This is a genomic window from Halomicrobium mukohataei DSM 12286 (assembly GCF_000023965.1).
Lineage (GTDB): Archaea > Halobacteriota > Halobacteria > Halobacteriales > Haloarculaceae > Halomicrobium > Halomicrobium mukohataei.
Genome location: NC_013202.1, coordinates 2,656,420 through 2,669,109 on the forward strand (window position 1 = coordinate 2,656,420; position 12,690 = coordinate 2,669,109).

The window sequence follows — 12,690 nt, forward strand, 5'->3', positions numbered from 1 at the left end:
TTTCAATGGCTACTATAGTATGAGTCAGGGCCGCGGGAGCGCCTCGACGAGGCGCTCGAACTCCTGGCGGTACTGGGCCTCTGCGCGTGCCCGTGCGAGGCCGGAGTCCTCTGCGAACGATCCCTCGAACCCGCCCATCCGCCACAGCAGCGTCGAGAGCTGGTAGATCGGGCGTTTCAGGACGTACTCCTCGTCGAAGGCGAAGGGGCGTTCGCTGTTGTACCCCTCGTAGAGAGCGCTCCGGAGGCGCTCACGGACGCTCTCGTCCTGGAACGACGAGTCGACGAAGAGAAACTCCGTCTGTGCGAGGTGGTACTCCGGGAGCGCGGCGAGGACGTCCTGCCAGTCGAGCACGGCGGTGATCGGGTCGTCCAGCGTCGGATCGAACAGGAGATTCGCCGGCCGGAAGTCGTCGTGGACCAGCCGCGGGACCCCCTCCTCGGGGACGAGCGAGAGCGCCGGCTTCAGGTTGCGCTCGGCCCGCTCGCGCAGGTCCGCGAACGGCGTGTGCGCGAGGCCGTCCAGGTGAGCCGTCGTCAGTTGCTCGAAGTACGCACGCCAGCTGGCGGTCAGATCCCGGACGATGATCCGGTCGTTCCAGAGGTCCAGCCAGCCGAACGCCTCGAACGCGATCTCGGAGTGGAGATCGCCGAGCATGCGGCCGACCTGTTTCAGGACGCGCTCGTGGTCGGCCGTCGAGAGGTCGGCGTAGCTCTCCGCGAGATTGTCCCCTTCGAGACGCGCCGTCACGAAGTACGGCGGGACGGCGACTTCGGGCTCCTGTTCGAACACGAGGATATCCGGCACCGGCAGCGTCGTTCGCTCCGAGACGTAGTCGTGGAGCGTGGGCTCGACGGCGAACGACTCCATGTCGTCGGGCTCGAACTTCACGACGACCTCGTACTCCTGGCCGGCGTGTTCGAGCGTCACCATGTACACGTCGCTCTGGTGGCCACTGCCCGGTCGCTCGAACGAAAAGTCAGTGTAGTCCGGCCCGGACTCCTCCAGAACGGCTTCGATGTCGGTGACGGGAGTCGACACGACCGCCAGTAGGACGGGGGTCGGCAAAAATCTGGTAGTTTCTCGTCTCGGTGCGGTGGCTACCTGGGCGTCTCGGTGCCCCACTTGTCGAGAGCCGTCGCCAGCGCGGGCTCGTCGTCGGCAGCGGCCTCGATCGATCGGCCCTCGGCAGCGGCTTCGACGGCCGCACGGAGAGCTTTCGCACCTTCGTGGGTCCCGTCGGGGTGGCCGTGGACGCCCCCGCCCGCCTGAATCCCGATGTTCGTCCCGCAGCGATCGACCAGTTCCGGAACGAGGCCGGGATGCAGTCCCCCGGAGGCCATCGGCAACACGTCGTCGAGCCCGTACAGGTCGCTCGTGAGCCACTCGTTGATCCCGACAGTGTCCTCGTTTGCGAGCTTGCCCAGATCCGCGGTGCCGGTGTGGATCTGGTCGACGCCACAGAGGCGTGCGATCTGGGCGATCACCCGCATAGAGACTCCGTGAGACGGAAGTCGATCGAAAGCCGCGTGCATCGCGCGGTGGGCGTGGATCGCCAGCCCGTGGCGTTCGCAGCGTTCGCGGACCTGCTGGACGGCCGCCCATCCGCAGGTCACCACGTCGACCATGACGTACTCACAGCCGTGTTCGGCGGCCATGTCGACGCGTTCGAGCATCTCGGTGCCCCCGGCCGTGACGTTGAGCAGGTAGCTCTTTGGCTCGCCCGTCTCCTCGACCGCCCGGTCGCGCTGGGCCAGACTCTCGGTCAGGCGGTCCTCGAAGGGGTTGAACGCCTGATCGGTGAGGTTCTCGTCGTCTTTCAGGAGGTCGAGCCCGCCGGTCCAGGCCTCGTAACCGATCTGGGCGTGCTGGTCGGTCGAGAGCCCGACCTTCGGCTTCGGGACCGTCGCGGTGATCGGCCGGTCGTCGGCGTCGAAGATCTCGGAGCGGACGCTGGTCCCGAACTGCGGGCCCGCGAAGCTCGTCGCCAGCGGTTCGGGCCACGTACAGTCCAGCAGGCGGATCCGGTCGACGGCCTTCATCCCGAGGATGTTGCCGGCGATACAGGAGAGGATCTGGGGCATGTTCCCGCCCTCGAACAGCGCGTCGGGGTAGGCGACGGTCACGCGGTAGCCCTCGCGGTCGCCGGCCGTGGCCGCCTCGATACCGCAGGCCGTCGCCGAGAGGTCGGTGACGCCCCCGTCGACCTGGAGTTCCGCCCAGGTGCCGTTGGAGGACTCGCTTGCGACCCGGCTGGCCGCCGACTCTGCGTCCTGGTCGGCGGCGGGTTCGACGTAGAACTCACAGACGAGATCGGAGTCGGCCGGGTCGTAGGACAGGTCGAGGAAGTCTTCGTAGGTTATGCCAACCATACCCACGGCTACGTCGTCCGGTCGTATAAATGTGGGACGCAGCGACGAAACCACGGCCGCTCCGTTGTCGATCGTGTTCTCTACCCGGATTTATCAGGTGAGCGGTCCTCTGTGGGTGTATGCCGGACCAGTTCAGTGTCGACGGCGACGTGGCCATCGTCACGGGTGCCTCGCGCGGAATCGGCCGCGCGACGGCAGAAGCGTTCGCCGCCGACGGAGTCGACGTGGCGATCTGCTCGCGAGACGAATCGGAGATCACGACGGCCGCCGACGAGATCAGCGAAGCCCATCCGGGGGACGCCGTCGGCGTCGCCTGTGACGTACGCGACGAAGACGCGGTGTCGGCGCTCGTCGCGGCCGCCGTCGACGAGTTCGACGGCCTCGACGTGCTCGTCAACAACGCGGGCGCGTCGTTCATGTCGTCGTTTACCGACATCTCGCCCAACGGCTGGGAGTCGGTCGTCGACGTGAACCTCACGGGGACGTACAACTGCACGCAAGCTGCGGCGGACGAGCTGGCAGAGGGCGGCGGGAGCGTCGTCAACGTCGCCAGCGTCGCCGGCCAGGACGGCGCGCCCTACATGAGCCACTACGCGGCGGCCAAGGCCGCGATCATCAACCTCACCAAGACGCTGGGCTACGAGTGGGCCGGCGACGGCGTCCGGGTCAACTGCGTCGCGCCGGGCTACGTCGCCACGCCGGGTCTGACCTCTCAGATGGGGATCGAGGCCGACGACGTCGACCGCGAAGACCCGGACCGCAACGTCGGCACCAGCGACGAGATCGCTGACGTGGTCCAGTTCCTGGCCAGTGAGGGCGCGTCGTTCCTGACCGGTGAGACGATCACGCCACGCGGTGTCCCAGACATCGAGGAGAACCCAGAACTATGAACCGAGACGTGTTCTTGCCCGTCGCAGCACAGCCCGGCGTCGACACCTTGGTCGAGATGAGTCAGCGCGCCGAATCGCTGGGGTACGACCGCGTCTGGCTCCCCGAGACGTGGGGTCGAGACGCGGTCACGACGCTGACCTGTATCGCCCGCGAGACGGAGTCGGTCGGGATCGGGACCTCGATCATGAACGTCTACTCGCGGAGTCCGGCCCTGATCGGCCAGACCGCCGCGACGCTGCAAGAGGTCTCGAACGGGCGGCTGCGGATCGGACTCGGGCCCTCCGGTCCGATGGTCATCGAGGGGTGGCACGGCGTCGACTTCGAGCGGCCGCTGCGCTACACCCGCGAGACGATCGACATCGTCAAGTCCGTCCTCGCGGGTGAGACCGTCGACTACGACGGCGACATCTTCCAGCTGTCGGGGTTCCGGCTTCGCTGTGAGCCACCCGAGCCCGTGCCCGGCATCGACGCCGGTGGGCTGGGTCCCAAGTCCGTCGAACTCGCCGGCCGCTTTGGCGACGGCTGGCACGCGCTGATGACGACAAAGGAAGGGCTTCGAGACCGGCTCGAAGACTTCGAACGCGGCGGCGACCTCGGGGACCGCGACCGCAGCGAACAGCGCGTGACGCTGTCGCTGCCCTGCTGTGCGCTCGACGACGGCGCGGAGGCCCGTCGGCTGACCCGCCAGCACATCGCGTTCTACGTCGGCGGCATGGGCACCTTCTATCGGGACGCCCTGGCCCGCCAGGGGTACGAGGACACCGCTCACGAGATCGCACAGGAGTGGGCCGGCGGCGACCACGAGGCGGCCATGGCCGCGATCGACGACGACCTGCTCGACGCGCTGGCGGCGGCTGGCACGCCCGAGCAGTGTCGCGAGCGGTTCGCGAGCTTCGCGGATATCGACGGCGTCGACGCCGTCTCGGTCTCGTTCCCGCGGGCCGCAGACCCCGAGCAGATCGACGCGACCCTCTCTGCACTGGCACCCGATTGATCCGGCTCGGGGACGACTCTGCGACCATGCAGCGGACGAACGATCGGCCACACTGTGAGGTGTGCGGCCAGCGCTTCGAGAACCGGACGGCGTTGCACCGCCACGTCAGGGACGCCGGCCTGCTGTGGTAGCGTCCTGGGACGAGGCCGCGACCATCGCTGAACGACCCACGCCGCGGAACCGTGCCGGATGGCGCTCCCGTTACTCGACTGGCAACGCTGAGGTGTCGATGCCGCCGCGACGCCCGTCGAGCACGTCGAAGCGCTCGCCGCGGCGTCGTTCGAGCCAGTAGAGCAGTCGCTCGGCCCAGTCGAGCTTGCGCCGCTTCTGGGCGCTGACCGACGGGTCGTCGAACGACCAGCCGGGAAAGACCAGCGTGGCCCCACCGAGGTGGTCCGCCAGGAACGCCGCCCGGTCGCCGTCGGTGAAGCCGCCGAAGTTCGCAACGCCGTCGGCGGGGGCGGCCTGGGTCGTCGGGAGGACCGCCGCCGCGTCGCACTCGGGCACCGTCGACTCGACGAGGCCGAGGTTGTCCCCGTGGGCGTGGATCGCGACCGGCGTCCCGCCGTTCGTGAGCCGGACGACTGTCTCGGAGTGTTTGTCCAGATCCGTGACCACGCAGTCGACTTCGACGCCCGTCGCCAGGAGTCGATCCGCTGCCGTCGACGCCGCGACGACCGCGTCGGCCTCGACCGCGAGGTCGATGTCGTCGTACAGCGACGGCCCACCGCCAGCGACGGCGACCGTCCGTCCCGCCAGATCGATCGACTCGGGATCGAGGGTCGAGGCTCCGGCCAGCAGCGCCGCCAGTCGGTCCCTGGCCCGCTCGTCGCCAGCCCGCGGATAGCCAAAGTCCGACAGTATCGCCTCGTAGACCGGGTTCCAGTGGTGGTAGTCCATAGCTACTGCTATCGAGTTCGTGTCAGGATAAACCGTAGTTTGAGCCGAAATGGCACGACCGTGTACCCCTACCCGGGTGCCCTTTCGGCCTTCATCCGTCCTTTCTGGGGCATTGGGTATAAGTTTTCTCTTACTATACGTCGTTTGCTATCCAGTTCATCACGTCGCCGACCCGGCCGCTGTCGTCCAGCATCGCCGCGAGACGGGTCAGCGAACGCGGTGTGCCAAAAACAACCACAGGAAACCTACCGGCGATTCGGACGTTCGTGTCGGCGGCGGCCGCTGCCAGTGACTCGCGGCCGGCGGGGTCGAGATCGGTGATCCGGAAGGCCCTCGTCGTCCCGTCCTCGGGGTCGAAGTCGGCGTCTACTGCCTCGAGGTGGCGGGCGACCTCCATGCCGTTCGTCACGTCCAGTTCCTCGACGCCCAGCGACGCCTCACGCAGGAGCGAGCCGCCGAACGCGTCGCCGATGCGGGCGGCGTCCAGCGTCTCGGCGACGTCGTGGGTTCGGACGACGTGTGCGCCGCGGTCGATCGCCATCGACGTGGCGGCCAGCGACACCGGCAGCGCCCCCTCGGTGGAGCGATCGGCGAGCGACCGCAGGAAGTTCTTGCGGTTGATCGAGACCAGGATCGGTCGGTCCAGCGCTCGAAACTCCCGCAGTCGTCGGAACGTCTCGCGATCGTTCGCGAGCGTTTTCGCCTCGGACCAGCCGCCGAAAGCGGGGTCGACGATCGTCTTGTCCGTCAGCCCGTTTTGCCCCAGGGCCTCGTACACCTGATCGACGTAGTCGGCCTGCTGGGCCCACGACGGAGACTTGCGCGCCGCCCAGTCGGTCTCCTCGACGGCCCCCGGCCGTTCGAGGTCTGGCGGACTCGCCATCTTGCCGACCGCCACGTCGTACTCCCGGCAGATCCGTGGCATCTCCGGGTCGGCGAAGCCACAGATGTCGTTGACCATGTCGAAACCCGCCTCGATGGCCGCCTCGGCGACCTCGTGATAGCGGGTCTCGATCGAGAAGATCGCGTCGCCGCTCACCGACTCCATGGTCTGGATGGCCGTGTCGAGCCGGTCGAGTTCCTGCTCGGCCGAGAGCACGTCGAATCGCTTGTTGGCCGACTCCAGGCCCACGTCTACGATGTCCGCGCCCTCGCCGACGAGTTCCTCCTCGACGTAGGCGGCCGCTTCGTCGTGGTCGTCGAACACGCTGGGGTCGTACGGCGACTCCCGGCTGACGTTGAGCACACCCATGATCCGGGTGGGGTGGTCGTCACCGATCCCGAGTCCGGCGGCGTCGACGTTCTGCATAGCCCAACTGAGGCGTCACCACCCAAAAACGGCCCGCTTGCGGCGGTCCGTTCATGCCGTCCGATTCGCTCCCCGATCGGTCGCTGGAGCCCTACTTTTCGAAGATGTCCGATACGTCCACGTCCGTCCGTGCCCGGGTCCCATCGGGCAGTCGGTCCCCACACTCCTGGCAGAAGTCGTACCCGGCCGTGTTCTCGGTCCCGCAGGACGAACACAGCTCGGGGTATCGCGAGTGGTCTGCCTGGAGCAGGCTCGAATACTGCGCCGGCAACACCGGCCGACCGCCGCGCTGGGGCTGCCTGCGGGCTCGCCGCCGCCACAGCACGATGGCGACCAGTCCAGCGAGAAGTGCCAGTCCGACCCAGAGCGGGTCCATACGTATACTGTAGGGATCGGTCAGAATAAGCACTGTGCCGACGACAGTCGGCATCGCGCCGCTTTTATCCGCTCCCGGCAAACGCACTACATGGGCAAGGTCAACATCGGACTCCGAGGGTGGCGCTTCGACGAGGACGAGGTCTTCGACGACGACGGCCGCGTCAGACCGCTCGGAGTGATGGACGAGGACACGAAGGCGCGCGTGCTGCGGCTGACAGAACGGCTCTCGGACCCCTGTGACGCCTGCTGGCTCCAGTACGGACAGGACGACCCACAGCAGTGCTCGCCGGCCGAGGTGATCTACGGCGAACCCCGCGGCGAGGTGATCCTCTGTAGGGACCACGAGACCGACTTCGTCTACTGGTTCCGCGAGGTCGCCGACGAGGAACTGATCGGGACCCGAGACCTGCAAGACGCGTTCCACGGCTGGTTCGCCGACGGCGGTCGCGCCCCCGAAGCGTACGCGGGCGTCGAACACGTCGACGAGGATCCCGACGGCGTCCCCGAGACGCCGGATCCCCACGAGGAACTGCCCGGCATCGAAGAGGAGATCGAGCGCGTCGCCGACGAGGATCTGGAGGCGCTCGACGTCGACTTGGACGACCTCGACGTATGAGTTCGGTCGCTGTCGCCGTCGTCGACGCCGAGACGCCGGGCAACGTCGGGACGATCGCTCGCTCGATGAAGAACTTCGGGCTCGACGAGCTGCTGTTGATCGATCCGCCGGACCTCCCTCGGGAGAGCGAGGCCTACGGCTACGCCGGGCAGGCCCGCGAGGACATTCTCCCCGAGGCCCGGGAGATCTCGTTCGACGAGCTCGTCACCGAGTACCACACTGTCGGCTGCACCGCGATCACGAACGAAGACGGGAGCAAGCACGTCCGGTACCCCTTCGTGACGCCCCGAGACCTCGCCGACGACCTTGCGGGCCTCGACGCCGACACTGCGATCGTGTTCGGCCGCGAGCGAGTCGGGCTCACCAACGACGAGATCGAACGCCTCGACCAGGTCTGTTCGATCCCCGCCAGCGAGGAGTACCCCGTGCTCAACCTCGGGCAGGCGGCGACGATCGTCCTCTACGAACTGCGGTCACTGACCGTCGAGGACACGCAGCTTCCGGACCCGACTCACGACCGTGCCGCCCAGCCCGAGATCGAGGGGCTCCACGAGCAGTTCGCCGGCTTCCTCGACGCGATCGACCACCCCGAGGAGAAACGGGCGAAGACACGGCGGTTGTTCCAGCGGCTGATCGGCCGCGCACATCCGACCGGCCGCGAGACGACGACGTTGCGGGGGCTGTTCCGGCAGGCGAGCCAGCGACTCTCAGACGAGGAGTGACGCCGATCCGGCCGCCTACGACGGTGCCTGCTGTCCGGTCTCTTCGAGCACGCCGTAGGTATCGCGCAGATAGCGAAACACGTCCCGAGAGATCGAGGGCTCGTAGGTCCAGAACCCCTCGTAGACCTCCGGATCGGTCTCTCGGACGACGAGGGTGCCCGTCCGGTCGGTGCGGCCGTCCCCGTCGTACGTGACGAACCACGACTCTTCGATCTCGGTCGAGGAGTCGGGGTGGATCGTCACGTTCGGGCGGTCGACGGTCGGCACGACGTCTGGGACGCCGTAGATGTGTACGTCGACGCCCGCGTCGGCGATCCGGTGCATCACCCGCCGGGATCGCTGGCTCTCCCAGTAGCGCGAGAGGTGCTGAAAGCCCGCGAGCAACTGGCCGCCGCCGGTCTGCCAGGCCGTCATCTCGATGGCCGTGCTGGCGTCGATCAGGAACTGCTTCTCGACGCCGCGCGCGCCGAAGATCCGCTCGTGGAGCGCTTCGAGCACGTCCGGTCCCCGACGCGTCGCGAACGGGTCGTCGTCCGCGTTGGCCGTCTCGACGCCGCTTGCCAGCTGCGAGAGCGGCGAGGACGCCATCTGGACCGGCCCCCGGTGTAGCAGCGCCACGTCTCTGGGGTTCTCGGCCGCGAGCTCCGTCTCGCGGACCTCTATGTCGATATCCTCGAAGAACGCGCGGACGGTTTCGAGCCGGTCGTCTGGACTCTCTCGGTTGCAGACGGTCAGCGTCGGACGGTCGCTGTCGACCTGTGCGATCAGTTCGGCCAGCGAGTCGAACGCGAGGTCCGTCGTCGAGCCGGTCGGCTCGGACGTACCGGAGGCCGGCGTCGCGGGCTGGGGAACGCCGAGTTCGCTCCGAGGCGCGGTCGAGATCGGGACGGACGCCCACTGTCGCCCGCCGTCGAGGCCCTCGACGCGGACTTCGAGACCGTCGGTGCCCTCTCGGGTGTAGACGACGCCGTCGACCAGCGCCTCGACCTGGCCCAGGTCCGTCTTGCTGAACGAGTTCTCGTGTGCCGTCAGCACGGCGAACCCGGAGCGCTCCTCGACCAGCCGTGACAGCGAGTGGACGAACCGAATCGTCTGGTCGACGTCGGCGTTGAGCGCCAGCGTCGTCAGCGAGAGGACGCCGATTCGATCGACGCTGCCGTCCCGGCCCTCGCCGAGCGCGTCGAGGAGGTCTAAGACGGCACTCCCGACGTTACCGAGCTCCGCCGGCATCGACACGTGGCGAGTCCACTCGTTGTCTGTCGCCTCGCCGTAGGCGTCGCCGGCCGAGTCGACGATGCCGACCGCCGGTGACGCGCCGTCCAGTGCGCTCTCGTACTCGGCGCGCAGGGCGGCCGTGCTACTGTCCGTCGAGACGAGCACGGTCGTATCGTCGTCGGTGGCCCCGTCAGCGAGGAGTCTGAGTGCGAGTCGTCGCTTACCCGCCATCGGCGGGCCGACGCACAGCAGCGTCGTCCCACCGGGGACGGAATCGATTGGCAGGCGGTCCCCGGTGCGTACCATGCACAAACCTATGACGCCCAGTGTATACAAAACCCACGGTCAAGGCACCGGTCGAACTGCTGCTAAGCCGCTGAATACGCTTATCTACGCCCGTTTCTGGATCTCTTCTCGCAGCACGTCACTGACAACGTCGCCGTCGGCTTTCCCGCGGAGTTCCCCCATGCACTCGCCCATCAGCGCCGAGAACGCGCCCATGCCCTCCTCGGCCACCTGCTCGGCGTGGCGCTCGACGACCGTCGAGACGGCCGCTCGGACCTCGTCCTCGCCGGCACTGCCCAGCCCGGCGGCCTCGGCGGCCTCGGCAGCGTCCATACCGGGCTCCTCGGCCAGAGCCGTCAGCAGTTCCGGCACGCCCTCTTTGGCCAGTTCGCCGTCGGCGACCAGCTCCAGCGTCGCACGGAAGTGGTCGTCGGTGAGATGTGCGACGGGTACGTCGTCCCGGCGCAGTTCCGTCACCGTCGACTCCAGGGTCTGTGCGGCCAGCGTCGCGTCCGCGCCCCGGTCGACGGCGTCCTCGAACAGCCGCCATCGCTGGCCGTACGCGACCTGCTCGGCGAGGCCGGCGTCGAGGCCGAACTCGGACTGGTAGCGGTCGACCTTCTCGGTCAGCAGTTCCGGCGTCTCGACCTCGCTCTCGTCGGGCGTCACCGGCGGCACGTCCGTCTCGGGGTACATCCGCGCCGCGCCCGGCAGCGGACGGAGGTACCGAGACGTGGCGTCGTCGTTGGCGTCCCGGGTCTCCTCGGGCACCCGGTCGAGCGCGGTCTCGGCCCGCTCTGCGGCGGCCTCGATCGCCAGCTCGGCGGTCTCTGGGTCGTCCGCGACGATGACGACGGCGTCCTCGGGGCCAGCATCGACAGCTTCCCGCAGCGCAGCGACCTCGTCCTCGGTCACGCCGTAGGCCGGCAGTTCGTCCGTGTGGAAGATGCCGCCGGCACCGTGACGCTTGGCGTGGTCGGACAGTTCCGTTCCGAGGCGGCGATCCGGCTGGATCTCGCGGCCGACGAGGCCGTCGAAGCCCGAGAGCCGGACGGCCTGCACGACACCGCCCGAATCGAGCGCGCCGCGGATCACACCGGAGTCCGTGTCCTCGAAGACCGCCGTCACGTCCTGTGGGTCGCCCACGCTGGCGTCGCGGTCGTTCAGTTCCGCCCTGATATCGAGCAGTTCGACCTGCCGGCGAACCTCGTTACGGACGAGGTCGTCGATGTCGTCGAGGCTCTGGACGCCCTTCAGTTCGATCCGTGCGCCGTCGGCGATGGAGACGTTCACGTCCTGGCGGATCGTCCCGAGTCCGCGCTTGACGTGGCCCGTCGAGCGCAGCAACATCCCGATGCGCTCGGCGGCCTCGCGGGCCTGGGCCGGCGAGCGGATGTCGGGCTTGGTCCCGATCTCGACCAGCGGGATTCCCAGCCGATCCAGCGAGAACCGGACGCCAGCGTCGGTCTCCTCGACGCGCTGGGCCGACTCCTCTTCGAGCAGCATGTCCTCGATCCCGACCGACCCCTCGCTGGTCGAGATCTCGCCGTCGTTGGCGACCAGCATCGAGCGCTGGAACCCCGAGGTGTTCGAGCCGTCGATGACGATCTTGCGCATCACGTGGACCTGATCCGCGACGTTCATGTCCAGTAGCTGGGCGATCTCCAGGGCCACGTCCATCGCCTCGCGGTCGACGCGGTGTGGCGGCTCGTCGTCTTCCTCGACGAGACAGGTCGTGTCGTAGGCCAGATACTCGAACTCGCGGTCGACCATGCTCTCTTCGAGCGCGGCGTCGTCGATCTCGCCGAGTTCGCTCTTGGTCGGGTGGAGATAGCGGGTCAGCGATCGCGTCGACTCCTCGGGTTCCCGGATTCGGGTCGGACACTGACAGAACAGTTTCGTCGCCGTGTCGAGTTGCTGATGGATCTCCAGACCGGCCACCAGTCCGAGCTCCTCGTAGTCGTACTCAGTCATTAGTGGGCGGTCCGAGCCCCACCCGCAAAAAACGCACCGTTGTCGGCCGGTCCGGCACCGAGCGGCCGCCGGGTGGCTGGGTGTCACTTTTGACCGTCGAGTCCGTGATACGGGTATGGACCGCAGGCTCGTCGCCGTTCTCACGACGGTACTCCTGGCGGGCTGTGGCGGCATGGCGACCTCCGACGGCGGCACCGAGACGCTCACCCCGGCCCCGGTTCCGGAGCCGGCCGACGCGACGACAGAGACGGGGGCACTCCCGCCGGGCGTCACCGGGAACGGCGTCGCGAACGTCGACCGGCTCACCGCCGCACATCGGCGCGCGACGGCCGACCAGTCGTACACCCTCACGACGGAGCGGTCGACGAGCCGCCAGAGGGCCAACGAGACCCTCGACACGCGACAGGTCGTCCAGGTAGCCAACGAGTCGACGTACGCCTACTGGACGAACGAGCGCGTCGTCTGGGACGAGAGCCGGGCTCGCTACTTCGACAACTACTCCGAGTTTCAGGGCCCCGACGGCCGGTACGTCCGCTACACCGAACTGGACGGCGAGACCCGACAGCGCCAACTCGGCTCGACGGCCCCGCGTCCCGAACTCGACAGGGAGGCGACGGTCGCCATCGAGCGGTTCCTGACCATCGACAACGCGACCGTCAGCGTCCTGCGAGACGACGGCCAGCGCCACTACGAACTACGGGGCGAGCAGCGAACCTTCGTCACCGAGCGCCCGATCCGGAACGTCTCGGTCAGCGCGGTGATCAGACACGACGGGCTCGTGCGGTCGCTCTCGGTGCGCTACTGGCGGGGCGACAGCGACTGGGGCGAGTTCGTTCGCTACTCGTTCGCGTACGAGCGGCTCGGGACGACGACCGTCGAGAAACCGTCGTGGGTCCGGACGAGCGACTGATACGGACGGTTGTAGGCGTTTACCCAGTCGACCGCACGACGGCGTGCGGTCGATCTGGTAAAGACCTACAACTTTCCGTATGATACCGCCAGCCGTACCTTCGTGCGGGTATTCGCCACCCCGG

The 12,690-nt window shown here is 67.9% G+C and carries 12 protein-coding genes; 5 read left to right on the top strand and 7 right to left on the bottom strand.

Annotated features, from left to right (window positions below):
* Positions 1 to 24 precede the first annotated feature (24 nt).
* On the bottom strand, positions 25 to 1,041 hold the full coding sequence (locus HMUK_RS13405) for a phosphotransferase family protein (protein WP_015763712.1): 1,017 nt from the start codon (positions 1,039 to 1,041) through the stop codon (positions 25 to 27).
* Between the two features lie 59 nt (positions 1,042 to 1,100).
* A complete protein-coding gene (gene rbcL / locus HMUK_RS13410; protein ID WP_015763713.1) occupies positions 1,101 to 2,372 on the bottom strand; it encodes a type III ribulose-bisphosphate carboxylase in 1,272 nt (423 codons plus the stop codon).
* Positions 2,373 to 2,491: 119 nt separating this feature from the next.
* Between rbcL and HMUK_RS13415 the strand changes: the two genes are divergently transcribed.
* Together HMUK_RS13415 and HMUK_RS13420 are read left to right on the top strand one after the other, a co-directional pair.
* Positions 2,492 to 3,262, top strand: coding sequence for an SDR family NAD(P)-dependent oxidoreductase (locus HMUK_RS13415; protein ID WP_015763714.1), 771 nt, complete (start codon positions 2,492 to 2,494; stop codon positions 3,260 to 3,262).
* The gene (locus HMUK_RS13420) at positions 3,259 to 4,257 is read left to right on the top strand and encodes a TIGR04024 family LLM class F420-dependent oxidoreductase (protein ID WP_015763715.1); all 999 of its coding nucleotides are present in this window, start codon (positions 3,259 to 3,261) and stop codon (positions 4,255 to 4,257) included. The genes HMUK_RS13415 and HMUK_RS13420 overlap by 4 nt, the downstream gene beginning before the upstream one ends.
* Before the next feature lie 201 nt (positions 4,258 to 4,458).
* Here the strand turns inward: HMUK_RS13420 and HMUK_RS13425 are convergent, their stop codons facing one another.
* The 3 genes from HMUK_RS13425 to HMUK_RS13435 all read right to left on the bottom strand — a co-directional run bounded on the left by HMUK_RS13425 (position 4,459) and on the right by HMUK_RS13435 (position 6,842).
* The gene (locus tag HMUK_RS13425; protein ID WP_015763717.1) at positions 4,459 to 5,157 is read right to left on the bottom strand and encodes a 6-hydroxymethylpterin diphosphokinase MptE-like protein; all 699 of its coding nucleotides are present in this window, start codon (positions 5,155 to 5,157) and stop codon (positions 4,459 to 4,461) included.
* Between the two features lie 133 nt (positions 5,158 to 5,290).
* On the bottom strand, positions 5,291 to 6,466 hold the full coding sequence (folP, locus tag HMUK_RS13430; RefSeq protein WP_015763718.1) for a dihydropteroate synthase: 1,176 nt from the start codon (positions 6,464 to 6,466) through the stop codon (positions 5,291 to 5,293).
* 91 nt (positions 6,467 to 6,557) lie between these two features.
* Positions 6,558 to 6,842 (bottom strand): DUF7577 domain-containing protein, encoded by a 285-nt coding sequence (locus tag HMUK_RS13435; protein ID WP_126967069.1) that lies wholly within the window; start codon positions 6,840 to 6,842, stop codon positions 6,558 to 6,560.
* A gap of 90 nt (positions 6,843 to 6,932) precedes the next feature.
* Here HMUK_RS13435 and HMUK_RS13440 point away from each other — a divergent pair, with 90 nt between their 5' ends.
* Entirely contained in the window at positions 6,933 to 7,460 is a 528-nt protein-coding gene (locus HMUK_RS13440) for a hypothetical protein (RefSeq protein WP_015763720.1), read from the top strand.
* On the top strand, positions 7,457 to 8,182 hold the full coding sequence (locus HMUK_RS13445) for an RNA methyltransferase (protein WP_015763721.1): 726 nt from the start codon (positions 7,457 to 7,459) through the stop codon (positions 8,180 to 8,182). Before HMUK_RS13440 ends, HMUK_RS13445 begins: the two co-directional genes overlap by 4 nt.
* 15 nt (positions 8,183 to 8,197) lie before the next feature.
* Here HMUK_RS13445 and HMUK_RS13450 read toward each other — a convergent pair whose 3' ends face one another.
* Together HMUK_RS13450 and gatE are read right to left on the bottom strand one after the other, a co-directional pair.
* Positions 8,198 to 9,703 (bottom strand): DUF7504 family protein, encoded by a 1,506-nt coding sequence (locus tag HMUK_RS13450; RefSeq protein ID WP_015763722.1) that lies wholly within the window; start codon positions 9,701 to 9,703, stop codon positions 8,198 to 8,200.
* 84 nt (positions 9,704 to 9,787) lie between these two features.
* A complete protein-coding gene (gatE, locus tag HMUK_RS13455; protein WP_015763723.1) occupies positions 9,788 to 11,656 on the bottom strand; it encodes a Glu-tRNA(Gln) amidotransferase subunit GatE in 1,869 nt (622 codons plus the stop codon).
* Between the two features lie 115 nt (positions 11,657 to 11,771).
* On the opposite strand from gatE, the gene HMUK_RS13460 reads away from it, so the two are divergent.
* Positions 11,772 to 12,566, top strand: a complete 795-nt coding sequence (locus tag HMUK_RS13460; RefSeq protein WP_015763724.1) for a hypothetical protein — start codon at positions 11,772 to 11,774, stop codon at positions 12,564 to 12,566.
* The last annotated feature ends 124 nt before the right edge of the window (positions 12,567 to 12,690 follow it).